Annotated in this window: 22 protein-coding genes and 7 tRNA genes; 25 read left to right on the top strand and 4 right to left on the bottom strand. The window is 62.3% G+C overall.

Features of this window, described 5'->3' with window-relative positions; translation table 11 throughout:
- Positions 1–8 precede the first annotated feature (8 nt).
- The 12 genes from fabG to ACI7M0_RS19045 all read left to right on the top strand — a co-directional run bounded on the left by fabG (position 9) and on the right by ACI7M0_RS19045 (position 10,785).
- Positions 9–749 (top strand): 3-oxoacyl-ACP reductase FabG, encoded by a 741-nt coding sequence (gene fabG / locus ACI7M0_RS19100; protein ID WP_003247160.1) that lies wholly within the window; start codon positions 9–11, stop codon positions 747–749.
- A 203-nt stretch (positions 750–952) separates the two neighbouring features.
- Positions 953–1,189, top strand: a complete 237-nt coding sequence (gene acpP, locus ACI7M0_RS19095; protein WP_003247161.1) for an acyl carrier protein — start codon at positions 953–955, stop codon at positions 1,187–1,189.
- Between the two features lie 187 nt (positions 1,190–1,376).
- On the top strand, positions 1,377–2,621 hold the full coding sequence (gene fabF, locus ACI7M0_RS19090) for a beta-ketoacyl-ACP synthase II (protein WP_003247162.1): 1,245 nt from the start codon (positions 1,377–1,379) through the stop codon (positions 2,619–2,621).
- Positions 2,621–3,436 carry an aminodeoxychorismate lyase gene (gene pabC, locus ACI7M0_RS19085; protein WP_129933674.1) on the top strand — a complete coding sequence of 272 codons (816 nt, stop codon included), beginning with the start codon at positions 2,621–2,623 and terminating at the stop codon, positions 3,434–3,436. Before fabF ends, pabC begins: the two co-directional genes overlap by 1 nt.
- A gap of 4 nt (positions 3,437–3,440) precedes the next feature.
- On the top strand, positions 3,441–4,676 hold the full coding sequence (gene mltG, locus ACI7M0_RS19080; protein WP_129933673.1) for an endolytic transglycosylase MltG: 1,236 nt from the start codon (positions 3,441–3,443) through the stop codon (positions 4,674–4,676).
- Positions 4,677–4,685: 9 nt separating this feature from the next.
- Positions 4,686–5,318 carry a dTMP kinase gene (gene tmk / locus ACI7M0_RS19075; RefSeq protein ID WP_020192642.1) on the top strand — a complete coding sequence of 211 codons (633 nt, stop codon included), beginning with the start codon at positions 4,686–4,688 and terminating at the stop codon, positions 5,316–5,318.
- Complete coding sequence (locus tag ACI7M0_RS19070) at positions 5,311–6,297, top strand: DNA polymerase III subunit delta' (RefSeq protein ID WP_129933672.1); 987 nt, start codon at positions 5,311–5,313, stop codon at positions 6,295–6,297. The genes tmk and ACI7M0_RS19070 overlap by 8 nt, the downstream gene beginning before the upstream one ends.
- Positions 6,298–6,327: 30 nt before the next feature.
- Complete coding sequence (locus ACI7M0_RS19065) at positions 6,328–7,110, top strand: TatD family hydrolase (RefSeq protein ID WP_010952986.1); 783 nt, start codon at positions 6,328–6,330, stop codon at positions 7,108–7,110.
- Positions 7,111–7,781: 671 nt separating this feature from the next.
- Complete coding sequence (locus ACI7M0_RS19060; protein WP_003247170.1) at positions 7,782–8,417, top strand: TetR/AcrR family transcriptional regulator; 636 nt, start codon at positions 7,782–7,784, stop codon at positions 8,415–8,417.
- 156 nt (positions 8,418–8,573) lie between these two features.
- Positions 8,574–9,542 carry a GTP 3',8-cyclase MoaA gene (locus ACI7M0_RS19055; protein ID WP_129933671.1) on the top strand — a complete coding sequence of 323 codons (969 nt, stop codon included), beginning with the start codon at positions 8,574–8,576 and terminating at the stop codon, positions 9,540–9,542.
- Positions 9,543–9,608: 66 nt separating this feature from the next.
- Positions 9,609–10,214 (top strand): DUF4823 domain-containing protein, encoded by a 606-nt coding sequence (locus tag ACI7M0_RS19050; protein ID WP_020193440.1) that lies wholly within the window; start codon positions 9,609–9,611, stop codon positions 10,212–10,214.
- A 10-nt stretch (positions 10,215–10,224) separates the two neighbouring features.
- Positions 10,225–10,785 carry a DUF1285 domain-containing protein gene (locus tag ACI7M0_RS19045; RefSeq protein ID WP_129933670.1) on the top strand — a complete coding sequence of 187 codons (561 nt, stop codon included), beginning with the start codon at positions 10,225–10,227 and terminating at the stop codon, positions 10,783–10,785.
- Positions 10,786–10,999: 214 nt separating this feature from the next.
- Here ACI7M0_RS19045 and ACI7M0_RS19040 read toward each other — a convergent pair.
- A tRNA-Asn gene (locus ACI7M0_RS19040) sits at positions 11,000–11,075 on the bottom strand.
- A 62-nt stretch (positions 11,076–11,137) separates the two neighbouring features.
- Complete coding sequence (locus ACI7M0_RS19035) at positions 11,138–12,334, bottom strand: amino acid aminotransferase (protein WP_010952990.1); 1,197 nt, start codon at positions 12,332–12,334, stop codon at positions 11,138–11,140.
- A gap of 284 nt (positions 12,335–12,618) precedes the next feature.
- Here ACI7M0_RS19035 and uvrB point away from each other — a divergent pair, with 284 nt between their 5' ends.
- Positions 12,619–14,634, top strand: a complete 2,016-nt coding sequence (gene uvrB / locus ACI7M0_RS19030) for an excinuclease ABC subunit UvrB (protein WP_010952992.1) — start codon at positions 12,619–12,621, stop codon at positions 14,632–14,634.
- Between the two features lie 127 nt (positions 14,635–14,761).
- Here the strand turns inward: uvrB and ACI7M0_RS19025 are convergent, their stop codons facing one another.
- Together ACI7M0_RS19025 and ACI7M0_RS19020 are read right to left on the bottom strand one after the other, a co-directional pair.
- Positions 14,762–16,252 carry an MDR family MFS transporter gene (locus ACI7M0_RS19025; protein ID WP_172402858.1) on the bottom strand — a complete coding sequence of 497 codons (1,491 nt, stop codon included), beginning with the start codon at positions 16,250–16,252 and terminating at the stop codon, positions 14,762–14,764.
- A gap of 49 nt (positions 16,253–16,301) precedes the next feature.
- The gene (locus tag ACI7M0_RS19020; protein WP_129933669.1) at positions 16,302–17,357 is read right to left on the bottom strand and encodes an HlyD family secretion protein; all 1,056 of its coding nucleotides are present in this window, start codon (positions 17,355–17,357) and stop codon (positions 16,302–16,304) included.
- 143 nt (positions 17,358–17,500) lie between these two features.
- On the opposite strand from ACI7M0_RS19020, the gene gltX reads away from it, so the two are divergent.
- The 12 genes from gltX to ACI7M0_RS18960 all read left to right on the top strand — a co-directional run bounded on the left by gltX (position 17,501) and on the right by ACI7M0_RS18960 (position 24,235).
- On the top strand, positions 17,501–18,982 hold the full coding sequence (gltX, locus tag ACI7M0_RS19015; protein WP_129933668.1) for a glutamate--tRNA ligase: 1,482 nt from the start codon (positions 17,501–17,503) through the stop codon (positions 18,980–18,982).
- Between the two features lie 280 nt (positions 18,983–19,262).
- Positions 19,263–19,338, top strand: a tRNA-Ala gene (locus ACI7M0_RS19010).
- Positions 19,339–19,410: 72 nt separating this feature from the next.
- Positions 19,411–19,486, top strand: a tRNA-Glu gene (locus ACI7M0_RS19005).
- A 51-nt stretch (positions 19,487–19,537) separates the two neighbouring features.
- Positions 19,538–19,613: transfer RNA gene (locus ACI7M0_RS19000), tRNA-Ala, on the top strand.
- 42 nt (positions 19,614–19,655) lie between these two features.
- Positions 19,656–19,731 (top strand) — tRNA-Glu (locus ACI7M0_RS18995).
- A gap of 61 nt (positions 19,732–19,792) precedes the next feature.
- Positions 19,793–19,868: transfer RNA gene (locus ACI7M0_RS18990), tRNA-Ala, on the top strand.
- 42 nt (positions 19,869–19,910) lie between these two features.
- Positions 19,911–19,986, top strand: a tRNA-Glu gene (locus ACI7M0_RS18985).
- A gap of 167 nt (positions 19,987–20,153) precedes the next feature.
- Complete coding sequence (locus tag ACI7M0_RS18980) at positions 20,154–20,693, top strand: TetR/AcrR family transcriptional regulator (RefSeq protein ID WP_104887233.1); 540 nt, start codon at positions 20,154–20,156, stop codon at positions 20,691–20,693.
- Between the two features lie 15 nt (positions 20,694–20,708).
- A complete protein-coding gene (locus ACI7M0_RS18975) occupies positions 20,709–21,590 on the top strand; it encodes an alpha/beta fold hydrolase (protein WP_129933892.1) in 882 nt (293 codons plus the stop codon).
- A 104-nt stretch (positions 21,591–21,694) separates the two neighbouring features.
- Positions 21,695–22,129 (top strand): thioesterase family protein, encoded by a 435-nt coding sequence (locus ACI7M0_RS18970; protein WP_003247186.1) that lies wholly within the window; start codon positions 21,695–21,697, stop codon positions 22,127–22,129.
- Positions 22,130–22,180: 51 nt separating this feature from the next.
- Positions 22,181–23,152 (top strand): tRNA-dihydrouridine synthase, encoded by a 972-nt coding sequence (locus ACI7M0_RS18965; protein ID WP_104887234.1) that lies wholly within the window; start codon positions 22,181–22,183, stop codon positions 23,150–23,152.
- A gap of 639 nt (positions 23,153–23,791) precedes the next feature.
- Positions 23,792–24,235, top strand: coding sequence for an Hsp20 family protein (locus ACI7M0_RS18960; protein WP_064490839.1), 444 nt, complete (start codon positions 23,792–23,794; stop codon positions 24,233–24,235).
- Positions 24,236–24,244 lie beyond the last annotated feature (9 nt).

Here is a 24,244-nt window from a genome sequence, read left to right as displayed (position 1 = left end):
AAGCTTGCATGAGCCTGCAAGGTAAAGTTGCACTGGTTACCGGCGCCAGCCGTGGCATTGGCCAGGCCATCGCCCTCGAGCTGGGCCGCCAGGGCGCGACCGTGATCGGTACCGCCACTTCGGCGTCCGGCGCCGAGCGCATCGCTGCCACCCTGAAAGAACACGGCATCACCGGCACCGGCATGGAGCTGAACGTGACCAGCGCCGAATCGGTTGAAGCCGTACTGGCCGCTATTGGCGAGCAGTTCGGTGCGCCGGCCATCCTGGTCAACAACGCCGGTATCACCCGTGACAACCTGATGCTGCGCATGAAAGACGACGAGTGGTTCGATGTCATCGACACCAACCTGAACAGCCTCTACCGTCTGTCCAAGGGCGTGCTGCGTGGCATGACCAAGGCACGTTGGGGTCGTATCATCAGCATCGGCTCGGTCGTCGGTGCCATGGGTAACGCAGGTCAGGCCAACTACGCGGCGGCCAAGGCCGGTCTGGAAGGCTTCAGTCGCGCCCTGGCGCGTGAGGTGGGTTCGCGTGGCATCACCGTCAACTCGGTGACCCCGGGCTTCATCGATACCGACATGACCCGCGAGCTGCCGGAAGCTCAGCGCGAAGCCCTGCAGACCCAGATTCCGCTGGGCCGCCTGGGCCAGGCTGACGAAATTGCCAAGGTGGTTTCGTTCCTGGCGTCCGACGGCGCCGCCTACGTGACCGGCGCTACCGTGCCGGTCAACGGCGGGATGTACATGTAATACTGCAACTCAATGTGACGGGTTTCGTAAAAAAAGAGTCATACTGCGAGCCTAAAATCCGTTATAAAGCTGCAACCAGATTCCAGGCAGCGGGTGTGGTGACTAGCCTGAAGGTGCGTTTAGCTTGAAAAGCGAACGTCTTTCTATAAAATTAGCCACCGGCCAGCTGCCTGACATATATCCATTAGGAGTGAAAACTAGGTATGAGCACCATCGAAGAACGCGTCAAGAAAATCGTCGCCGAGCAACTGGGCGTCAAGGAAGAAGAAGTGACTGAGACTAAGTCCTTCGTCGATGACCTGGGTGCCGATTCGCTTGACACCGTTGAACTGGTGATGGCTCTGGAAGAGGAATTCGAGACCGAAATCCCTGACGAAGAAGCCGAGAAGATCACTACCGTTCAAGCTGCCATCGACTACGTCAAAGCCCACCAGGCCTAAGACGCTACAGTCGACGTTTCTTGTCGGGGAAAACCGCACTGCCTTCGCCGGCGTGCGGTTTTTTCTTTGCGAGCGCCTCGCATTTATCAGGCGGCTTCGTTCACCGCGCACCAAGAGCTTGTTGCCATTTCATTCCAGCACTTGAATGCAATGGCAAGAGACTCTGTTATTAGAAAAGGAGAGTACTGTGTCGCGTAGACGCGTCGTGGTCACCGGTATGGGTATGCTGTCGCCACTGGGTACCGATGTACCGAGCACCTGGCAGGGCATTCTGGCTGGCCGCAGTGGCATCGGTCCGATCGAACACACGGACCTGTCTGCCTACTCCACCCGTTTTGGCGGCTCGGTGAAAGGCTTCGAGGTTGAGCAGTACTTGTCGGCCAAAGAGGCCCGCAAGCTCGACCTGTTCATCCAGTACGGCCTGGCGGCTGGTTTCCAGGCCGTGCGTAATGCCGGCCTGGAGGTCACCGATGCCAACCGCGAGCGTATTGGCGTGGCCATGGGCTCGGGTATCGGTGGTCTGACCAACATCGAAGAAACCAGCCGCACCCTGCACGATTCAGGGCCGCGCCGCATTTCGCCGTTCTTCGTGCCGGGTTCGATCATCAACATGATCTCCGGTTTCCTGTCGATCCACCTGGGTCTGCAAGGGCCGAACTATGCCATCGCCACTGCGTGCACCACTGGCACCCATTGCATCGGCATGGCCGCGCGCAATATCGCCTACGGTGAAGCTGACGTGATGATCGCAGGTGGCGCCGAGATGGCCGCTTGTGGTCTGGGCATGGGCGGTTTTGGCGCTTCGCGCGCACTGTCTACCCGCAACGATGAACCCAGCCGGGCCAGCCGCCCGTGGGACAAGGGTCGTGACGGCTTTGTATTGTCCGACGGTGCCGGAGCCCTGGTGCTCGAGGAGCTGGAGCACGCCAAGGCCCGCGGTGCGACTATCTATGCCGAGCTGGTTGGCTTTGGCATGAGCGGCGACGCCTACCACATGACCTCGCCACCCGACTCTGGCGAGGGCGCTGCCCGCTGCATGGCCAACGCTTTGCGCGATGCCGGTATCCAGCCGGAAGACGTCAGCTACATCAACGCCCACGGCACTTCTACCCCGGCGGGCGATGTGGCCGAAGTGGCGGCGATCAAGCGCGTGTTCGGCGAGCATGCCTACAAGCTGGCGGTCAGCTCGACCAAGTCGATGACGGGCCACTTGCTGGGCGCCGCGGGCGCGGTGGAAGCGATCTTCAGCGTGCTGGCAATCAATAGCCAGATGGCCCCACCGACCATCAACCTGGACGAGCCGGACGAAGGGTGTGACCTCGACTTCGTTCCCCACCAGGCGCGCAGCATGCCGATCGACGTGGTGCTGTCCAACTCGTTCGGCTTTGGCGGCACCAACGGCTCGCTGGTATTCCGCCGGTTTGCCGACTGATGCACAGCTGGATCGACGGCCAGCCGGCGACTGCACTCAACCTGCAGAACCGCGGCCTGGCCTACGGCGATGGCCTGTTCGAAACCATCGCCGTGCGAGGTGCCCGGCCCAGCTTGCTGGACGGCCACCTTGCACGCCTGGCGCTGGGCTGCCAGCGCTTGGCGATCAACACCGACCTGGCGCTGGTGCGCGACGAGTTGCTGCGTTACGCCAGCCAGCTGGGTGAGGGTGTCGTCAAACTTATCCTTACCCGTGGCGATAGCCAGCGTGGCTATGCGCCAGCTGTCGATGCAGCGCCGCGGCGTATCCTGCAAGGCAGCCCATTACCCCATTATCCTGTCGAGCATGCTGAGCATGGCGTGCGTTTGTTCCCTTGCCAGACCCGGCTTGGGGAACAACCACTGCTGGCCGGCCTCAAACACCTTAACCGCCTGGAGCAGGTGCTGGCCCGTGCCGAATGGCAGGACAGCGACCATGCCGAAGGCCTGATGCGTGACGCGCAGGGCAGGGTGATCGAAGGGGTATACAGCAATCTGTTTCTGGTGCGCGATGGCGCGCTGCTTACCGCCGACCTTAGCCGTTGTGGCGTGGCGGGCGTGATGCGTGCCGCACTGCTGGAACAGGCCCCGCTGCTGGGTATTGCGGCACACGTCTGCGACCTGTCGTTCGAGGCGCTTGAGCAAGCGGATGAAGTATTTGTTTGCAATAGCGTTTACGGCATTTGGCCCGTGTGTGGCGTAGCCGCGCTAAACTGGTCGCCGGGCCCGCTCACTCGTAAACTGCAGGCCGTTGCCCGTACGTTACTGGAAACCTGAATTCGTGAGACGTAAATTCCTGCTGTTGCTGGAAATGGGCTTGATCCTTGCCGGCCTGGTGTTTGGCTGGTCGGCCTGGAAGGTCAACTCGGTCCTGGAGCAGCCCCTGCGCATCACGCAGGAACGCCTGCTGGATGTGCCCAATGGCACTAACCCCAACCGCATGTTCTACAGCATGCAAAGGGAAGGGTTGCTCGACGACGCTGTCTGGTTGCGTTTGTACTGGCGCTTCAACATGGCCGGCACCCCCCTGCACACCGGTGAGTACCGTCTTACCCCTGGCATGACCGTCGAGCAATTGTTCGACGCCTGGCGCCGTGCCGACGTGGTGCAGTACAACCTCACCCTGGTCGAAGGCTGGACCTTCCGCCAGGTGCGTGCGGCCGTGGCCAAGCATGAAAAGATCAAGCATACCCTGGAGGGCTTGTCGGATGCCGAGGTCATGGACAAGCTCGGCCATACCGGTGTGTTCCCCGAAGGCCGTTTCTTCCCCGACACCTACCGCTTCGTGCGGGGTATGAGCGATGTCGAGTTGCTGCAGCAGGCCTACATGCGTCTGGACGAAGTGCTGGCCAAGGAGTGGGCCGAGCGTTCCACCGACCTGCCGTATCGTGACCCGTACCAGGCGCTGATCATGGCCTCCCTGGTAGAAAAGGAAACCGGCATTCCGCAGGAGCGCGGGCAGATCGCCGGCGTGTTCGTGCGGCGCATGCGCCTGGGTATGATGCTGCAGACCGACCCGACGGTTATCTATGGCATGGGTGAACGCTACAACGGCAAGATCACCCGCGCCGACCTGCGCGAGCCGACGCCCTATAACACCTACACCATGACCGGCCTGCCGCCGACCCCGATCGCCATGGTCGGCCGCGAGGCGATTCACGCGGCGCTGAACCCGTCCAATGGCACCAGTCTTTACTTCGTCGCCCGCGGCGATGGCAGCCATGTGTTTTCCGACGACCTCGACGACCACAATTCGGCAGTGCGCGAGTTCCAGCTCAAGCGCCGATCGGACTACCGCTCCAGTCCCGCGCCGCAGCAAGAGGCCAAGCCAGGTGCCGATGATGCCGAACAGGCATCGGGCGCCGACGATGCGCAGCGCCCTGAGCCCCCAGCAGCGGACCCGTCAGCAGCGGATGAGCCAACTGCGCAGCCAGCCCCCGATGAAGCGCCCGCGCAGGATGCCCCTGCCGGCGGTGCGCAAGCGGCCGAGCGGCCGACGCCTGACGAACAACATTAAGGACTGCCTGTGAGCGGCTTGTTTATTACTTTGGAAGGCCCCGAAGGCGCGGGCAAGAGCACCAATCGCGACTACCTGGCCGCGCGCCTGCGCGAGCACGGCCTGGACGTGGTGCTGACCCGTGAGCCAGGCGGTACGCCGCTGGCGGAAAAGGTGCGTGAACTGTTGCTGACGCCCAGCGACGAAGGCATGGCGGCCGACACCGAGCTGCTGCTGGTGTTCGCCGCTCGCGCCCAGCACCTGGCGCAGGTCATCCGCCCGGCGCTGGCCCGCGGGGCTGTTGTACTGTGTGATCGTTTCACGGACGCCACCTATGCCTATCAGGGTGGCGGGCGTGGTCTGTCGGTCGAGCGTATCGCGGTTCTGGAACAATTCGTCCAGGGCGACCTGCGCCCGGACCTGACCCTGGTCTTCGACCTGCCGGTGGAAGTGGGCCTTGCCCGCGCCGCCGCCCGTGGCCGCCTGGACCGATTCGAGCAGGAAGGGCAGGCGTTCTTCGAAGCGGTGCGCCAGGCGTACCTGCAGCGCGCCCAAGGCGCGCCACAGCGCTACAGCCTGCTTGATGCGGCACAATCCCTGGAGGCGGTGCAGCGTGACATCGACGTACTGCTGCCAGGCATTCTGGAGCGTTGCCGTGGCTGAGGCCTACCCTTGGCAGCAGGCGCTGTGGCAGCAACTGGCCGGTCGCAGCCGCCACGCCCACGCTTACCTGCTGCATGGGCCGCAGGGTATTGGCAAGCGGGCCATGGCCGAGCGTCTGATGGCGCGCCTGTTGTGCCAGCAGCCGCAGGGCCTGGACGCTTGTGGGGCGTGTAAGTCGTGCCTGTTGCTCAAGGCCGGCAGCCACCCGGACAACTTCGTCCTCGAGCCGGAGGAGGCTGACAAGCCGATCAAGGTCGACCAGGTACGCGAGCTGGTGGCCTTTGTGGTGCAGACCGCGCAGTTGGGCGGGCGCAAGGTGGTGTTGATCGAGCCGGTGGAGGCGATGAATGTCAACGCCTCCAACGCCCTGCTCAAAAGCCTTGAAGAACCTTCCGGTGATACCGTGTTGTTGCTGGTGACGCACCAGCCCAGCCGTCTGTTGCCGACGATCAAGAGCCGCTGCCAGCAGGTGGCCTGTCCGCAGCCCAGTCTGGCCCAGAGCCAGGCATGGCTGACTGGCGCGTTACCCGACTGCGACGAGGTCGAGCGCGATGAGCTGCTGGCGCTGGCGGCAGGTTCGCCATTGATGGCGGTCAGCCTGCAGGCGCAGGGGGTTCGCGAGCAACGCGCGCTGGTAACCGACGGGGTGAAGAAGCTGCTCAAGCAGCAGCAATCGCCCAGCCAGCTGGCCGATGCCTGGAGCGGTGTACCGTTGTTGCTGCTGTTCGACTGGTTCTGCGATTGGACGCACCTGATCCTGCGCTACCAGTTGACCCAGGACGAAGAAGGGTTAGGCTTGGCCGATATGCGCAAGGTCGTGCAATACCTGGCGCAGAAGAGCCGCCAGGCCAAGGTGCTGGAGGTGCAGGCATGGATCCTCGAACAGCGCCAGAAGGTACTGGGCAAGGCCAACCTCAACCGCGCCTTGTTGCTTGAATCGCTGCTGGCTCACTGGCTGCAACTGCCGGGTGCCCGCTGATTTTCCATTTTTCATGTGTGCCGTTATCCCATGCTCGTAGATTCCCATTGCCACCTCGACCGTCTTGACCTCACTGCTCACCAGGGCTCCCTCGATGCTGCCCTGCAGGCGGCGCGTGAGCGTGGGGTCGGGCATTTCCTGTGCATTGGCGTCAGTGCCGAGAATGCGGGTGCAGTGAAGGCGCTGAGCGAGCAGTACGCTGACGTCGACTGCTCGGTGGGCGTGCATCCGCTGGACCTTGCCCCTGGCGAAACCCCGGCGTTGGAATGGTTGTTGCGCGAACTGGCCCACCCGCATGTGGTGGCGATTGGTGAAACCGGGCTGGATTACCACTACGAGCCGGAGGCTGCCGAGCTGCAGCAGGCCTCGTTCCGCCTGCACCTGGAGGCCTCCAGGCAGACCGGCAAGCCGGTGATCGTGCATACCCGGGCGGCGCGTGCCGATACCCTGGCGCTGCTGCGTGAGGCCAACCTGCCGCAGGCTGGCGTACTGCACTGCTTTACCGAGGACTGGGACATGGCCAAGGCCGCGCTGGACCTTGGCTATTACATCTCGCTGTCGGGAATCGTGACCTTCCGCAATGCCGATGCCTTGCGGGAAGTGGCGCGGCAGGTGCCGGTCGATCGCTTGCTGGTGGAGACCGATTCGCCGTACCTGGCGCCGATTCCGCATCGGGGCAAGCCGAACCTGCCGCAGTATGTGCGGGAGGTGGCGGAGTATGTGGCTTCGCTGCGTGGGGCCAGTTATGAGCAGTTGGCCGAGCAGACTACCGCCAACTTCAAGCGGCTGTTCCCGTTGGCGCGGGTGGCTTGATTTACCGGGGTTAGAGATTGTGTGAGGGTCACAAGTGCCTGACACAGCCCTTGCAGCGCCTATGAGATCGAGCGCCGCCCGCGCGGCGCTTCGCGGGTAAACCCGCTCCTACGTTTGTTTCGGGCCAGTCCGTCCTGTGCCAGGCGCGCGCGGCCGCCTTGTTTGTACGACGCGATATCGAGGCGTGTGCCAAGGCGTTCGCACGCAAATCCCCCAGGCCTAATTGGCCCGAAACAAGCGTAGGAGCGGATTTACCCGAGAGCGCCGCGCGGGCGGCGCCCGATCTCACAGGCGCTGACAATCTTGCGTCACGCACCTGACAGCCGTCACACCATCCTCCCCACAAAAACACAAAAAAAACCCGGGTTCTGGGGGAGGAATCCGGGTTAAGACCATTAGGAGTAAAACAAAGGTACGCGGTCCCTGAGCACCTTTATCGGCGCGCCACTGGGGGGGATGCGCCGCGCCAACACTTCAAGTATTGGTCAGGTTTGGCGCAGTGCCAGTGCATATTGGACGTTTTTTAAACAGATTTGGAATACGCCAACGTTTCGTTCCTCCCGCAGCGCATGGCCGTATGCATCGTGAAACACAGACATGCGTGGATGATCCGTGCAATTTCCCGCAAGTTAGGCATAATAAACCGCTTCGATTGTCATCCAGTCCTTCCCATGCAGAAAGAACCTCGTAAGGTCCGTGAGTTTCGCCGTCGCGAACAGGAAATCCTCGATACCGCGCTCAAGCTGTTTCTCGAGCAAGGTGAAGACAGCGTCACCGTCGAGATGATCGCCGACGCCGTGGGCATCGGCAAAGGCACGATCTACAAGCACTTCAAGTCCAAGGCGGAGATCTACCTGCGCCTGATGCTCGATTACGAGCGTGACCTGAACGAGCTGTTGCACTCGGCCGACGTCGACCGTGACAAGGAAGCGCTGTCGCGCGCCTACTTCGAGTTCCGCATGCGCGACCCGCAACGCTACCGGCTGTTCGACCGCCTTGAAGAAAAGGTGGTCAAGGGCAATCAGGTGCCGGAAATGGTCGAGCAGCTGCACAGCATCCGTGCCTCCAATTTCGACCGCCTGACCCAGCTGATCAAGGGCCGTATCAGCGAAGGCAAGCTCGAAGACGTGCCGCCGTATTTCCACTACTGCGCTGCCTGGGCGCTGGTGCACGGCGCTGTGGCGCTGTACCACTCGCCGTTCTGGAGCAACGTGCTGGAAGACCAGGAAGGCTTCTTCCAGTTCCTGATGGACATTGGCGTGCGTATGGGCAACAAGCGCAAGCGCGACCCGGAACCCTCGAACTGAGCATTTAACGAAACTGCTTCGTGCGTCCGCTGCGCGGCAGTGCAGCCCGAAGCGTTTGGCTATCGTTTGGAAATTCGGCATTGCGCATTGGGGCTTGCAAAAACCTGATTTATGAGTCAGGTTTTGCCGGCCCCTTCATCCATGCCGGAGTCATTCATGATTGTCGATCGTCAAGGCAGGCGCTTTCGCAACCTGCGCGTCAGCCTGACGGCTGCCTGCAACTACGCCTGTACCTACTGCGTACCTGACGGAAAGCGGCTGGTGGCGGCGCAGGACGAGCTGTCGGCGGATGCCTTGGCCCGTGGCGTGGCCTATCTGATCGAAGCCGCCGGCATTGAGCGCCTGCGGATTACTGGCGGTGAGCCACTGGTCAGCCCGCGCCTGGATGCCTTTCTGGCTGCCGTGGCCAAACTCGACCTTGATGACGTCTCGCTGACCACCAACGGCCAGTTGCTGGCGCGCAAGTTGCCGCAACTGCAGGCGGCCGGGATTCGTCGGCTGAACGTTTCCCTCGACACCCTCGACCCGCTGGCTTTCCGCCAGATTGCCCGTGGCGGCGACCTGGGCACTGTGCTGGACGCAATGGAGCAGGCCAGCGCCCTGGGTATGCGAATCAAGGTCAACATGGTGCCGATGCGCGGGAAAAACCTTGATCAGGTACTGCCCTTGCTGGATTACTGCCTTGCGCGCGGCTTCGAGCTGCGCTTCATCGAACTGATGCGCATGGGCCACCTCTCTCACGATCGCAACGCCTTCCTCCAGCAGTTTGTAGGCCTCGACCAGCTGCTTGCGCTGATCGGCGGCCAGCATACCTACGCCCAGGTGAATGCGCCGCTGGACGCCACTGCCATGCGTTACCACATCCCCAGCAGGGGCCACTTCGGCGTCATTGCCAACGAAAGCGTGCCGTTTTGCCGTACCTGCTCGCGGCTGCGCCTGTCTTCTACGGGGTGGCTGCATGGCTGCCTGTCGTCAGGTAACCGGCACTTCGTCGGCGACCTGCTGGAAAAACCGCGTCATCAGGCGCTGCCGGCCTTGCAGCGGTTGTTGGTAAAGGCTTTGGCTGACAAGCAGGACGTGGCCTTTTCCGGCGGCGTGACAGTCATGAAAGTGATCGGTGGCTGAAGCTGGCGCAAAAGCTGCATCCGCCGGCTATTCGCCGGTTTTTCGTCGCCGGCCACTGGAGGAAAGATGCGTAGCCTGGTCTTGCTGCTGGCGCTGATGGCGCTGGGCGGCTGCATGAATGTCAGCGATATGGGCGAAGGCGTCCGCTATCACATGAGCGATGCCGGTCTGCTGGACCACAGCGAAACTCGTCGCTCCTTGTCGATCCGCCTGCAGCCTGATTCGTTCATCTTCATTGGCCAGGGTGCATTCGTGCCGCCGGGGGAGGGGCCGGTGCCTCGGCAGAATGCAGTGGCCCAGCAGGCCTTCAAGAGCTTCGTCGAATACTTCCCGATGGTACGTCGCGCCCAGGGCCCGCTGGGCCTCGAAGAGGCCATCGCCCAGGCGCGCGCGGTGGGTGCGGACTACGTGTTGTATACGCGCTTCGCACGTACCGACGATCGCATCGGCAATGGTGACGAGTGGTATGACGAGCAGGCCGTCGACCGCTTGGGCTGGGACACTGGCGTGGTGCAGATGATGCTGATCGAAACCAGTACCCGTTACCTGATCGACACCGCACGCATCAAGAGCCGTGGCGGTTTGTTGACGTTCCACGACAACACCCCGGAGGATTTGCTTGGTGCGCCGATGCGCGAGTACGCTCGTAGCCTTCTGGGCATGAGTGAATGAGGCAAGCGTGATGAGCGACTCCGGCAAGGCCAATGACCTTCTGGCGCAGATCCCCAAGGCCAAGGGGCTGCCGCCGGTGCACCTGTGGAACCCGGATTTCTGTGGTGACATCGACATGCGCATTGCCCGCGATGGCACTTGGTACTACCTGGGCACGCCGATCGGGCGCAAGCCGATGGTGCGGCTGTTCTCTACCATCATTCGCCGCGACGGCGATGACTACTTCCTGATTACCCCGGTAGAGAAGGTCGGCATTCGTGTCGACGATGCGCCGTTCGTGGCCGTGTTGCTTGAAGTGCAGGGCGAAGGCGAGCAGCAGGTGCTGCGTTTTACCAGCAATGTCGAGGACCAGGTCGAGGCGGGGCCAGATAACCCCCTGCGGGTGGTGATCGACCCGCTGACGCAGGAGCCATCACCGTATGTGCTGATGCGCAGCAACCTGGAGGCGCTGATAAATCGCAATGTGTTTTACCAACTGGTGGAGCTGGCGGTGCCGCATGTGATCGACGGGGAGGAATGGCTTGGGGTGTGGAGTCGGGGGGCGTTTTACCCGATTGGGCGCAGTGGCTGAGGCCTCTGTTGGCGATGCCGGCCTCTTCGCGGGTAAACCCGCTCCTACACACGCATCGGTGATTCGGCGCAGGCCGTTGTAGGAGCGGGTTCACCCGCGAAAGGGCCGGCCCTGCTGGCCAATCTCGGCCCGCCGTTCACCGTTGCTGACCAATAATTCCAGCGCAACGAAAAAACCCCCGGTTGCTTGCGCATCCGGGGGCTTCTTCAATGTCTGGCTCCGCGACCTGGACTCGAACCAGGGACCCAATGATTAACAGTCATTTGCTCTACCGACTGAGCTATCGCGGAATCTGCGCGTATCTTACTGATTGCCCGGGAGAAGTCAACCCACCCCCAGGCAAAACAATGAGTTACAGCACTTCCACGATCGCTTTGGTCACCACGTGGATGTTGCTCTGGTTCAGCGCGGCCACCGCGATACGGCCGGTGTCCAGGGCATAGATGCCGAAGTCGTTCTTCAGGCGGGTGACCTGTTCAACGGTCAGGCCCGAGTAGGAGAACATGCCGACCTGGCGGCCAACGAAGCTGAAGTCGCGGTTGGCACCGTATTCGGCCAGCAGCGATACCATCTGCTTGCGCATGCCGTGGATGCGCTCGCGCATTTCGGCCAGTTCGGTTTCCCACATCTGGCGCAGTTCTGCGCTGTTCAGCACGGTGGCAACAATGGTTGCGCCGTGGGTTGGCGGGTTGGAGTAGGTGGTGCGGATCACGCGCTTGACCTGCGACAGCACGCGGGTGCTCTCGTCCTTGGAGGCGGTGACGATCGACAGTGCGCCGACGCGCTCGCCGTACAGCGAGAACGATTTGGAGAACGAGCTGGAAACGAAGAACTCCAGGCCCGACTCGGCGAACAGGCGCACGGCGAAGGCGTCTTCGGCGATACCGTCACCAAAGCCCTGGTAGGCCATGTCGAGGAACGGCACGTGGCCCTTGGCCTTGACCACTTCCAGGACGTTCTTCCAGTCGTCCAGGTTCAGGTCGACACCGGTCGGGTTGTGGCAGCAGGCGTGCAGCACCACGATCGAACCGGATGGCAGGGCGTTGAGGTCTTCGAGCATGCCCGCGCGGTTGACGTCGTTGGTCGGCGCATCGTAGTAGCGGTAGGTCTGCACCGGGAAGCCGGCCGATTCGAACAGCGCACGGTGGTTTTCCCAGCTAGGGTCGCTGATGGCAACCACGGCGTTGGGCGAGAGGCGCTTGAGGAAGTCGGCACCGATCTTCAGCGCGCCGGTACCACCGACGGCCTGCACGGTGACCACGCGGCCGGCGGCCAGCAGTGGCGACTCGGCGCCGAACAGCAGCTTCTGCACAGCCTGGTCGTAGGTGGCGATGCCGTCGATCGGCAGGTAGCCGCGCGAAGCGTGCTGGGCGGCACGCTGGGTTTCGGCTTCGATCACGGCGCGCAGCAGCGGAATGCGGCCTTCCTCATTGCAATACACGCCTACGCCCAGGTTGACCTTGTCGGTACGTGGGTCGGCGTTGAATGCTTCGTTGAGGCCCAGAATAGGGTCGCGGGGTGCCAGCTCGACAGCGGAAAACAGGCTCATTGTTACCTTGGCTCTGATTGGAGTGTGATAGGGCGTACACGCTCCAGCCGAATGCACTGAAGCGGTGCACAAACGGGGAGTCAGTATAGTGATACCGACCGGTCACCGCGACACTCTGGCGCAGCTTTTGGGGCTATTTGCGCAAATATTTTTCGACCATTGGTCTAAATGCCGTGTCCACCGTTGCAGGCGCCCACACCTGTGCCTTGAAAGCGCCCCCGAACGGGCGCATTTGGGTATAGACTACTGGCTAAATTTACAGCTGCTGCACCGCGAGGTCCTTCATGTCCGAGTTCCAGCTCGTCACACGTTTCCAGCCGGCTGGCGACCAGCCCGAGGCTATCCGCCAGTTGGTCGAAGGCATCGAGGCGGGGCTGTCGCACCAGACGTTGCTCGGGGTGACCGGTTCGGGCAAGACCTTCAGCATTGCCAACGTCATCCAGCAGGTGCAGCGCCCGACGCTGGTGCTGGCGCCCAACAAGACGCTGGCCGCCCAGTTGTACGGGGAGTTCAAGGCATTCTTCCCCAACAACGCGGTGGAGTACTTCGTTTCCTATTACGACTACTACCAGCCGGAAGCCTATGTGCCGTCGTCGGACACCTTCATCGAGAAGGACGCCTCGATCAACGACCACATCGAGCAGATGCGCCTGTCGGCGACCAAGGCGCTGCTGGAGCGGCGTGACGCGATCATCGTGACCACTGTGTCGTGCATCTACGGCCTGGGCAGCCCTGAGACCTACCTGAAAATGGTCCTGCACGTGGACCGTGGCGACAAGCTCGACCAGCGCGCGCTGCTGCGCCGCCTGGCCGACCTGCAGTACACCCGCAACGAAATGGACTTTGCCCGCGCCACCTTCCGGGTACGCGGCGATGTGATCGACATCTTCCCGGCCGAATCGGATCTGGAAGCCATCCGCATCGAGCTGTTCGATGATGAAGTGGAGAACATCGCCGCCTTCGATCCGTTGACCGGCGAGGTTTTCCGCAAGCTGCCACGTTTCACGTTCTACCCCAAGAGCCACTACGTGACCCCGCGGGAAACCCTGCTGGAAGCGGTGGAGGGCATCAAGGAAGAACTGAAGGAGCGTCTGGAATACCTGCACAAGGCCAACAAGCTGGTCGAAGCGCAGCGTCTGGAGCAACGCACCCGCTTCGATCTGGAGATGATCCTCGAGCTGGGCTACTGCAACGGCATCGAAAACTACTCGCGTTACCTGTCCGGGCGCCCGGCCGGGGCGCCGCCGCCCACCCTGTACGATTACCTGCCGCCCGATGCGCTGCTGGTGATCGATGAATCACACGTCAGCGTTCCGCAGGTCGGCGCCATGTACAAGGGCGACCGTTCACGCAAGGAGACCCTCGTCGAGTACGGCTTCCGCATGCCTTCCGCGCTGGACAACCGGCCGATGCGTTTCGACGAGTGGGAGGATGTCAGCCCGCAGACCATTTTCGTTTCGGCCACTCCGGGCCCCTACGAGGCTGAGCATGCCGGACGCGTGGTGGAGCAGGTGGTGCGCCCGACCGGGCTGGTCGACCCGCAGGTAGAGGTGCGCCCGGCGCTGACCCAGGTCGACGACCTGCTGTCCGAGATCCGCAAGCGTGTCGCGGCAGGCGAGCGAGTGCTGGCGACCACGTTGACCAAACGCATGGCCGAGGACCTCAGCGATTACCTGGCCGACCACGACGTGCGGGTACGCTACCTGCACTCGGACATCGATACGGTGGAGCGGGTGGAGATTATCCGCGACCTGCGCCTGGGCACCTTCGACGTGCTGGTGGGCATCAACCTGCTGCGCGAGGGCCTGGACATGCCCGAGGTGTCGCTGGTGGCCATCCTCGATGCGGACAAGGAAGGTTTTCTGCGTTCCGAGCGCTCCCTGATCCAGACCATTGGCCGCGCGGCACGTAACCTCAATGGCCGGGCCATTCTGTACGCCGATAACGTAACAGGCTCGATGCAGCGGGCCATCGACGAAACCGAGCGCCGCCGCGAGAAGCAGATCGCCTTCAACGAAGCCAACGGCATCGTGCCCAAGGGTGTGGTCAAGGACATCACCGACATCATGGAAGGTGCCACCGTGCCCGGTGCGCGCAGTAAGAAGCGCAAGGGCATGGCCAAGGCGGCGGAGGAGAGCGCCCGTTACGAGGCCGAACTGCGTACGCCGGGCGAGATCACCAAGCGCATCAAGCAGCTGGAAGAGAAAATGATGCAGTTCGCCCGCGACCTGGAGTTCGAAGCTGCGGCGCAGTTGCGTGACGAGATTGCGCAGCTGAGGGAGCGGTTGATTAGCAGCTGAAGCCGGGCGCGGGCCCTGTGGGAGCGGGCGTGCCCGCGAAGAATTCAACGCGGTGGCTGGCACCGGCTGCGCCGGTGTTCGCGGGCATGCCCGCTCCCACAGGGACCGTATCTAATCTGTAATAGCCTCAATGGGCTTCCCCAGCCTTCAACCCTTCCGGCAACTTGCGGGTCAGCAACACCGCCACCATGCTCACCGCCAACCCGATCCCGACAAAGTGGAAGGCATCGTTGTAAGCCATGATCAGCGCCTGCTGGTGGGTAATCTCGCTAAGTTTGCCCAGCGCTGCATTGTCATTGCCCAAGCGCTCCGCCAATTGCGCCAGCCGCTCAGCCACCTGTGGGTTGCTCGGCACCACCGATTCGCGCAGGTAGTCGAAGTACACCTTGGTGCGCGCATCCAGCAGGGTGGCCAGCAAGGCAATACCAATCGCGCCACCGAGGTTACGCAGAATATTGAACAGGCTCGACGCGGACCCGGCATCCTGTTGTTGGATATACGCGGTGGCAATCAGCGAGATGGTCACCATGATCATCGGCTGGCCCAGGGCGCGGATGATCTGGATATGGTTGAACTGCGGCCCGGCAAAGTCCGGGTTGAGCACCCCCGAACCGAAACTGGCAGCGCCGAACAGGCAAAACCCCAGCGCGCATAGTACCTTGGGCGATATCACCTTCATCAGTTGCGGCACCAGCGGGATCAGGAACAACTGCGGAATACCCATCCACATGATCACCTCGCCAATCTGCAAGGCGTTGTAACCCTGTACCTGCGCCAGGTACAGCGGTAGCAGATAGATCGAGCCGTACAGGCCCACACCCATGCCCAGGCTGGCGATGCTCGACAGGCCAAAGTTGCGGTTGCCGAGGATGCGCAGGTTGATCAGCGGGTGTGGCTTGGAAAACTGCAGGATGACGAAGGTGATCAGGCTGACCAGGGCAACGCTGCCCAGGCCGACGATCAGGTGCGACTCCAGCCAGTCCTTGCGATGGCCTTCCTCGAGAAACACCTGCAGGCAGCCCAACCCAAGGCCGAGCGTGACGATGCCGGCGTAATCGGTACTTTTCAGCAGCTCCCAGTGCGCCTCCTTCTTCTCAAGCCCGTATAACAAGCCGGCGATCATTAGCAGGCCCGGTGGGATATTGATGTAGAAGATGTATTCCCAGCCCCAGTTCTCGGTCAGCCAGCCGCCCAGGGTGGGGCCGATGGAGGGGGCAAAAGTGGCGGTCATGGCGAACATCGCCATGCCTTTGGCGCGGTGGTGCTCGGGCAGCTTGATCAGGGTCAGGGTGAAGGCCAGCGGGATCAGCGCGCCGCCGGTGAAACCCTGCAAGGCACGGAACAGGATCATGCTCTCCAGGTTCCAGGCCATCGAGCACAGCAGCGACGACAGCAGGAAACCGCCGGATACCCACACCGCCAGGCGCCGCGCCGACAACAGCTGCACCAACCAGGCTGTCAGCGGGATCATGATGATTTCCGCCACCAGGTACGAGGTGGAAATCCATGAGCCTTCTTCCAGGGTCGCCGACAGAGCGCCCTGGATGTCCTTCAGCGAGGAGTTGGTGATCTGGATATCCAGCACTGCCATGAAGGCGCCGAGCATCACGCTCATCACCGCGATCCAGTCGCGTCGGGTTGGCTCCGCCGTGGGGCGCAGCAGTTGGTCACCGGCCATTGTGGCCTTCGTCTTCGCTGCGCAGGTCGACGGTGGCGGTCACCGACATGCCGGGGCGAATACGCCCATGCAATGGGTTGTCGGCGTGGAACGTGAGTTTTATCGGGATACGCTGCACAACTTTGGTGAAGTTGCCGGTGGCGTTGTCCGGTGGCAGCAGGCTGAACTGCGCACCGGACGCGGCGAACAGGCTGTCCACCCGGCCTTCGATCGGTGTGTCGGGGTAGCTGTCGAACAACAGCTCCGCGCGCTGGCCGGGGTGCATGCGCCCGATCTGGGTTTCCTTGAAGTTGGCCTGCACCCAGATGTCTTCATCCGGCACGATCGACAGCAGGTAGGCGCCGGCCTGCACCACCTGGCCATTGCGCGCATTGCGTTGGCCGATGGTGCCGCTGATCGGTGCATGGATTTCGCAGCGGGTCAGGTTCAGTTCGGCCTGGGCCAGGTCGGTGCGGGCATTGGCGATTTGCGCATCGAGGCGCTTGAGCTCGGCGTTCAGGGCGGTGACCTGCTGGCGCTGGCTTTGCAGGTCGGCGCGGGCCTTGTCGACCTGGGAACCGGCGACATGGCTGTCCGCCGACAGGGTAGTGACCCGCTCTTCAGAGACAAAACCCGGTTTGCGCAGCTTCTCGGCGCGGCTCAGGTCCAGCCGCGAACGGTCGAACGTGGCTTGGGTCGCCGCCAACTGGGCCTGGCCGGCGGCAATCAGGCTGCCTTGCTGGGTGAGGCGGCTTTGCGCTTGTGCGTACTCGGCTTCGCGGGTGGCCAGGGCGGCACGGGCGCGTTCGACCGCCAGCTCGAAGTCGGCGGGCTCCAGGCGCACCAGCAGGTCGCCCTTGTTGACGTGCTGGTTGTCCTCGACCGGGACTGTTTCGATACGTGCACCGAGCTGGCTGGAGATACGGGTGATCTCGCCCTGCACGTAAGCGTTGTCGGTGCTCTCGTAGAAGCGGCCCTTGAAGTACCAGTGGCCCAGGAAGGCGAGGGCGATGATGGCCACCAGGGCGAAGAAGAGCGTCAGGCGGCGTTTGAGTTGGGCAGGCATGAAGACTATCGTTCCAGAAATGTAAACAAATTTAACAGCGGCACAGGGCCCGTCGACAAGTGACGTTCGCGCCATTGCTGGAGCCCGGTGCCCGCCTCCTGCTAACATCCCGCCTTTGTTTCATCTTTCGTTCGAGACTCTCCATGACCACCGTACGCACGCGTATTGCGCCATCGCCTACCGGCGACCCCCATGTCGGCACTGCCTACATCGCCCTGTTCAACTACTGCTTTGCCAAGCAGCACGGCGGTGAGTTCATCCTGCGCATCGAAGACACCGATCAGCTGCGCTCCACGCGCGAGTCGGAGCAACAGATCTTCGACGCTCTGCGCTGGCTTGGCATTGAATGGAACGAAGGCCCGGATGTCGGCGGCCCACATGGCCCTTACCGGCAGAGCGAGCGTGGCGAAATCTACGCCAAATACGCCAAGGAACTGGTAGACGCCGGCCACGCCTTCTACTGCTTCTGCACCGCCGAAGAGCTGGAGCAGATGCGTGCCGAACAACAGGCCCGCGGCGAAACCCCGCGCTACGATGGCCGTGCGTTGCTGATGAGCGCCGAAGAAGTGCAGCGCCGCCTGGACGCTGGCGAGCCGCACGTGATCCGCATGAAGGTGCCGAGCGAAGGGGTCTGCGTGGTGCCGGACATGCTGCGCGGCGATGTCGAGATCCCGTGGGACCGCATGGACATGCAGGTGCTGATGAAGAACGACGGCCTGCCGACGTACTTCCTGGCCAACGTGGTCGACGACCACCTGATGGGCATCACCCACGTGCTGCGTGGGGAAGAGTGGCTGCCATCGGCGCCCAAGCTGATCAAGCTGTACGAGTACTTCGGCTGGGAGCAGCCCAAGCTGTGCTACATGCCGCTGCTGCGCAACCCGGACAAATCCAAACTGTCCAAGCGCAAGAACCCGACCTCGGTCACCTTCTACGAGCGCATGGGCTTCATGCCTGAAGCGATGCTCAACTACCTTGGCCGCATGGGCTGGTCGATGCCTGACGAGCGCGAGAAGTTCTCGCTGGCCGAAATGGTCGAGCACTTCGACCTGTCACGTATCTCGCTGGGCGGCCCGATCTTCGACATCGAGAAGCTGTCCTGGCTCAACGGCCAGTGGCTGCGCGAGCTGCCGGTAGAGGAGTTTGCCGCACGCCTGCAGAAGTGGGCGTTCAACAGCGACTACATGATGAAGATTGCCCCGCACGTGCAAGGCAGGGTCGAAACCTTCAGCCAGGTTGCCCCGTTGGGCGGGTTCTTCTTCGAAGGCGCGCTCAAGCTGGACGCCAAGCTGTTCGAAAGCAAGAAACTGTCGGCCGACCAGGTGCGCCAGGTGATCCAGCTGATCCTGTGGAAGCTTGAAAGCCTGCGTCAGTGGGAAAAAGAGCGCATCACCGGTTGCATCCAGGCCGTGGTCGAAGCGCTGGAGCTGAAGCTGCGCGACGCCATGCCGCTGATGTTCGCCGCCATCACGGGCCAGGCCAGCTCGGTTTCGGTGCTGGACGCCATGGAAATCCTCGGTCCCGACCTGACGCGCTACCGCCTGCGCCAGGCCCTGGACCTGCTGGGTGGGGTGTCGAAGAAAGAAAACAAAGAGTGGGAAAAGCTGTTGGCTTCCATTGCCTGATTCAGCTTTGCACCTAACTTGTGGGAGCGGGCGTGCCCGCGAATGCAATGGTAAATTCAATACCGCATTCGCGGGCACGCCCGCTCCCACAGGCCAACTAAGCCCCAAAAAACCGGGGTAGGGCGGTAAGTGATTGTTATCTGTGAAAAAATTTTTGAATATTTTTGAAAATTAGTTTGACAGCCCTGCAATCCGATCTTAATATGCGCCCCGTCCACAGCGATGAACGAAAACGAAACGCCAGGCACCCAGCCAGCGATTCAGTTCAAAGCGACATTGTGGGGCTATAGCTCAGCTGGGAGAGCGCCTGCATGGCATGCAGGAGGTCAGCGGTTCGATCCCGCTTAGCTCCACCAAATTCCGCTTAGCAGCCAAGGCTGGTAAGCAAGACCGGGTCCAGCAACCGGGTCTTGAAGGTAAGAAGGTTCGTCCCCTTCGTCTAGTGGCCTAGGACACCGCCCTTTCACGGCGGTAACAGGGGTTCGAGTCCCCTAGGGGACGCCAGTTTTACACAAGCGATGTTTTAATGTCGCTGGGCCGCGAGGCTAGAAATCCGGGGCTATAGCTCAGCTGGGAGAGCGCCTGCATGGCATGCAGGAGGTCAGCGGTTCGATCCCGCTTAGCTCCACCAATTTTGCCGCGGTTCGCGTTAGCGGATCGGCACGAAGGTTACGTCCCCTTCGTCTAGTGGCCTAGGACACCGCCCTTTCACGGCGGTAACAGGGGTTCGAGTCCCCTAGGGGACGCCACTTTTCCTGCGTTTTGCAGGGCTTAAAAAGGCTCGTCGATTATTGATGAGCCTTTTGTTTCGGGGCTATAGCTCAGCTGGGAGAGCGCCTGCATGGCATGCAGGAGGTCAGCGGTTCGATCCCGCTTAGCTCCACCATTTCTGCCAGGGTTCACGCAAGTGGATCTTCGCGAAGGTTACGTCCCCTTCGTCTAGTGGCCTAGGACACCGCCCTTTCACGGCGGTAACAGGGGTTCGAGTCCCCTAGGGGACGCCACGTTTACCCGCGTTTTGCGGGACTTTAAAGGCTCATTCGCTTATTGAATGGGCCTTTTGTTTTTTCCCTCCAGCATTTTTCCCCGACAAGCGGCCGCAGATTTTGCTTGCCAAAAAATATGATGAGAATAATATTTCGATCATCATATTTTGTTTGGTGCGTGCCAGATGAGCGACAAGAAGAGCAGAACCCGCGAACGCATTCTGGAGGCGGCGCGCAGTGCGCTGATCCAGCACGGCCCGGCCGAGCCCAGCGTCAGTCAGGTGATGGGCGCGGCAGGCCTGACCGTCGGCGGCTTCTATGCGCACTTCGACAGCAAGGACGAGCTGATGCTCGAAGCGTTCCGCCAGTTGTTGGGTGAGCGCCGAGCCTTGCTCGCCCAGATCGACCCCAATCTCGATGGCGCCGGGCGGCGAGCGCTGGCCGGGGCCTTCTACCTCTCGCGCAAGCACCGGGACTGCGAAGTACATGCTTGCCCGCTGCCTAACGCGTTGGGCGAAATGCAGCGCCTGCCGGAGGTCTTCCGCGAGGTGCTGGCCGAGCACATCGAGTTGATGACTGCCGCGATGGTCGACCGCCCTGAGGATGCCGACAAAGCGCTGGCCGACCTGGCCTTGATGGTGGGAGGGCTGGCGCTGGCCCGGGCCTTGGGGACCAGTGACCTGTCTGACCGTATTCTGCGCGCCGCCAAATCGGCGGTGCTTTAACCCTGGAGCATGGCGATGACCACCCTGAGCTGGATTCGCGGTGTCAATGGCACCTTGGGCCGCCTGGCCCCCGAGCATGTCGCGGGCAAGATGCGCCGAGCCTTCATGACCCCGCGCAACCTGCCGCCGCGGGATTGGGAGCTGCCTGTGCTGGCCAGCGCCGAGCGCATTACGCTGCGCTTCGGCCTGTCTGCCTTGCGCTGGGGTCAAGGGCCGACCGTGCTGCTGATGCACGGTTGGGAAGGGCGCCCGACGCAGTTTGCCGCCTTGATCGAGACCTTGGTTCAGGCGGGGCATACGGTGGTGTCGCTGGAAGGGCCAGGGCATGGTCGTTCGCCTGGCGAGCAAGCGAATGTGGTGCTGTTTGCCCGGGCGCTGCTTGAGGCTGCGGCTGAGTTGCCGCCCTTGCGTGCAGTCATTGGCCATTCCATGGGTGGGGCGAGCGTGCTGCTGGCTTTGCAGATGGGGCTGCGTACAGAGGCGGCTGTCAGCATTGCAGCGCCGGCGCGGTTGCTCGGTGTGTTGCGTGGTTTTGCCCATCGCCTGGGGCTGCCAGCCCGGGCACGGGCAGCGTTCATTCGCCAGATCGAGCGCGATGTGGGCATGCAGATTGCGCGGCTGGATGTCACGGGTTACCAGCTGGAGCTGCCGGGGCTGGTGGTGCATGCTGCCGATGATGCTCTCGTGCCCGCAGATGAGGCACATGTCATCCACAAGTCCTGGTTCGACAGCCGGCTGATGCTGCTGGAAGAGGGTGGTCACCAGCGAGTGCTGGCCGACCCGCGGCTGAGTGAAGCCGTGCTCGAATTGCTGGCTCGGGCTGAAGCGGTTATTGTCGGGGCGGCTTCAGCCGCGAACATCGGTATCGCCGCCGGTGCCATCCGCCGCGGTGTCTGATTCGCGGGCAAGCCCGCCCCTATAACGACTGCCTCAGGCTCACAGGGGCTGGACATTGCCCCGCAGATCGCTGCTAAATCGCCTTTTGCGCCAAGGAAGCGAAAATGAGCTGGGACCTGGCAACACCCTTCGTCATCGACCTGCGCGTCGGCAGCGAGGACATCGACGGCCTTGGCCATGCCAACAATGCCGTCTACGTCACCTGGCTTGAGCGCTGCGCCTGGCGCCACTCCCAGCGTCTGGGGCTGGACCTGGCCGAGTACCGGCGCCTTGACCGGGCGATGGCTGTGGTGCGCCACGAAATCGACTACCTGGCCGCCGCGTATGAAGACGATGAGCTGCAACTGGCCACCTGGATCATTGACTGGGACCAGCGCCTGCGCATGACGCGGCGGTTTCAGCTCAAGCGCCCGCGCGATGGTGTGACGCTGCTGCGCGCGCAAACCACCTTCGCCTGCATCGAGCTGTCCAGCGGCAAGCCCAGGCGCATGCCGGCGGAATTCGTCGAAGGTTACGGTCCGGCGCTGATCGGCGCCTGAGTCGCCGGCATTTTTTGTTAAACTGCCGGCTTTTTCCGCTGAGACCCCGACATGCAAATTGCCCTGGCCCCCATGGAGGGGCTGGTCGACAACATCCTGCGCGACGTATTGACCCGTGTGGGCGGTATCGACTGGTGCGTCACCGAGTTCATTCGCGTGTGCGACCGCCTGCTGCCGGCGTCCTCGTTCGACAAGCTGGCGCCTGAATTGCGCCAGGGCGCGCGCACGGCTGCCGGTGTGCCCATGCGCGTGCAATTGCTGGGTTCTGACCCGGTATGCCTGGCGGAAAACGCCGCACTGGCTTGTGAGCTTGGGGCGCCGGTGATCGACCTGAACTTTGGTTGCCCGGCAAAGACGGTGAACAAGTCGCGTGGTGGTGCGGTACTGCTCAAAGAGCCGGAGTTGCTGCACGCCATTGTGCGTGAAGTGCGGCGGGCGGTGCCGGCGAATATCCCGGTGACCTCGAAGATGCGCCTGGGCTTCGACAGCCCCGACGGGGCACTGGAGTGCGCCACGGCTTTGGCCGAAGGCGGTTCGGCACACCTTGTGGTGCACGCTCGGACCAAGGTTGAGGGCTACAAGCCGCCAGCGCACTGGGAGTGGGTGGCGCGGGTACAGGATGTGGTCAAGGTGCCGGTGTTCGCCAATGGTGAGATCTGGACGGTCGATGACTGGCGGCGTTGCCGCGAGGTCAGTGGCGCTGAAGACATCATGCTCGGGCGTGGGCTGGTATCGCGCCCGGACCTGGGCCTGCAGATTGCGGCGGCGCGGGACGGGCGCGACTATCAGCCGATGAGCTGGCAGGACTTGTTGCCCCTGTTGCGTGAGTTCTGGCGCCAGGCCCAGGCCAAATTGTCGCCGCGTTATGCGCCGGGGCGGATGAAGCAGTGGCTGGCGATGCTGACTCGCAGTTACCCTGAAGCGGTGGTGTTGTTTGCCGAGTTGCGCCGGGAAGATGACTGCGCGCGGATCAGCCGGTTGCTGGGGGTAGAGGCTCAAGCCTTGGAGGCTTGCGTCGCCTGAGCGGGCCGCTGGTACTGCACCTGTAGGAGCGGGTTTACCCGCGAAAGGGCCGGCCCTGCTGGCCAATTTCCACCCGCCGTTCACCGTTGCCGCCGCTACCGTATTCGCGGGTAAACCCGCTCCTACGCAGATTGGTGGTGGACACACCTCGGGGGTTGGACACAGGCCGCCGTAGGACCGGGCTTACCCGCGAAGAGGCCGGCCCTGCTGGCCAATTTCCACCCGCCGTTCACCGTTGCCGCCGCTACCGTATTCGCGGGTAAATCCGCTCCTACGCAGATTGGTGGTGGACACACCTCGGGGGTTGGACACAGGCCGCCGTAGGAGCGGGTTTACCCGCGAAGAGGCCGGCCCTGCTGGCCAATTACTACCCGCCATTCACCGTTGCCGCCGCTACTGTATTCGCGGGTAAACCCGCTCCTACGCCGGATCGAAGGTGGACACAGGTCGGTGGTTGGGCACAGGCCGCCGTGTAGGAGCGGGTTCACCCGCGAAGAGGCCATCAAACCCCGTGCAAAAAAATCAAATTTTTTCTATTTACCCCTTGAAAGCATTTCCCTCGGCCATATCTTTTGAGTACGCGATGCCGAAGCCGGGTCGCGTAATGACTTACTTGCTGAATCTCAGGAGTTTATGACCATGACTACTGCTTTCTCTCTTGCTCCACTGTTCCGTCATTCCGTTGGTTTCGACCGTTTCAACGACCTGTTCGAATCCGCGGCACGTAACGAGGCCGGTAGCAGCTACCCGCCCTATAACGTGGAAAAGCATGGCGATGACCACTACCGCATCGTGGTTGCTGCAGCCGGTTTCCAGGAAGAGGACCTCGACCTGCAGGTCGAAAAAGGTGTCCTGACCGTGACCGGTGGCAAGCGCGACAATAACGCCGCTGAAGTGACCTACCTGCACCAGGGTATCGCACAACGCGCCTTCAAGCTGTCGTTCCGCCTGGCAGATCACATCGAAGTGAAGGCTGCCGGCCTGGCCAATGGCCTGCTCAGCATCGACCTGCTGCGCATCGTGCCTGAAGAAGCCAAGGCCAAGCGCATTCCGATCAATGGTGAAAAACCAGCGCTGAACTGATCGAGCTGA

The sequence above is a fragment of the Pseudomonas sp. 10(2024) genome (genome assembly GCF_045164175.1).
GTDB lineage: Bacteria > Pseudomonadota > Gammaproteobacteria > Pseudomonadales > Pseudomonadaceae > Aquipseudomonas > Aquipseudomonas alloputida.
Note: the sequence above shows the minus strand (reverse complement) of the source record. Positions and strands in the feature narration are given on the sequence as shown.

What these genes read in the sequence shown, in the direction of transcription:
- ACI7M0_RS19065 (WP_010952986.1), top strand. Translation starts at nt 6,328, where the DNA reads ATGCTCGTAGATTCCCATTGCCACCTCGACCGTCTTGACCTCACTGCT.
- uvrB (WP_010952992.1), top strand. Translation starts at nt 12,619, where the DNA reads ATGTCCGAGTTCCAGCTCGTCACACGTTTCCAGCCGGCTGGCGACCAG.
- ACI7M0_RS18980 (WP_104887233.1), top strand. Translation starts at nt 20,154, where the DNA reads ATGAGCGACAAGAAGAGCAGAACCCGCGAACGCATTCTGGAGGCGGCG.
- ACI7M0_RS19035 (WP_010952990.1), bottom strand. Translation starts at nt 12,334, where the DNA reads ATGAGCCTGTTTTCCGCTGTCGAGCTGGCACCCCGCGACCCTATTCTG.
- gltX (WP_129933668.1), top strand. Translation starts at nt 17,501, where the DNA reads ATGACCACCGTACGCACGCGTATTGCGCCATCGCCTACCGGCGACCCC.
- ACI7M0_RS19020 (WP_129933669.1), bottom strand. Translation starts at nt 17,357, where the DNA reads ATGCCTGCCCAACTCAAACGCCGCCTGACGCTCTTCTTCGCCCTGGTG.
- ACI7M0_RS19045 (WP_129933670.1), top strand. Translation starts at nt 10,225, where the DNA reads ATGAGCGACTCCGGCAAGGCCAATGACCTTCTGGCGCAGATCCCCAAG.
- acpP (WP_003247161.1), top strand. Translation starts at nt 953, where the DNA reads ATGAGCACCATCGAAGAACGCGTCAAGAAAATCGTCGCCGAGCAACTG.
- ACI7M0_RS18965 (WP_104887234.1), top strand. Translation starts at nt 22,181, where the DNA reads ATGCAAATTGCCCTGGCCCCCATGGAGGGGCTGGTCGACAACATCCTG.
- ACI7M0_RS19055 (WP_129933671.1), top strand. Translation starts at nt 8,574, where the DNA reads ATGATTGTCGATCGTCAAGGCAGGCGCTTTCGCAACCTGCGCGTCAGC.
- fabG (WP_003247160.1), top strand. Translation starts at nt 9, where the DNA reads ATGAGCCTGCAAGGTAAAGTTGCACTGGTTACCGGCGCCAGCCGTGGC.
- ACI7M0_RS18975 (WP_129933892.1), top strand. Translation starts at nt 20,709, where the DNA reads ATGACCACCCTGAGCTGGATTCGCGGTGTCAATGGCACCTTGGGCCGC.
- ACI7M0_RS18970 (WP_003247186.1), top strand. Translation starts at nt 21,695, where the DNA reads ATGAGCTGGGACCTGGCAACACCCTTCGTCATCGACCTGCGCGTCGGC.
- ACI7M0_RS18960 (WP_064490839.1), top strand. Translation starts at nt 23,792, where the DNA reads ATGACTACTGCTTTCTCTCTTGCTCCACTGTTCCGTCATTCCGTTGGT.
- ACI7M0_RS19050 (WP_020193440.1), top strand. Translation starts at nt 9,609, where the DNA reads ATGCGTAGCCTGGTCTTGCTGCTGGCGCTGATGGCGCTGGGCGGCTGC.
- ACI7M0_RS19060 (WP_003247170.1), top strand. Translation starts at nt 7,782, where the DNA reads ATGCAGAAAGAACCTCGTAAGGTCCGTGAGTTTCGCCGTCGCGAACAG.
- pabC (WP_129933674.1), top strand. Translation starts at nt 2,621, where the DNA reads ATGCACAGCTGGATCGACGGCCAGCCGGCGACTGCACTCAACCTGCAG.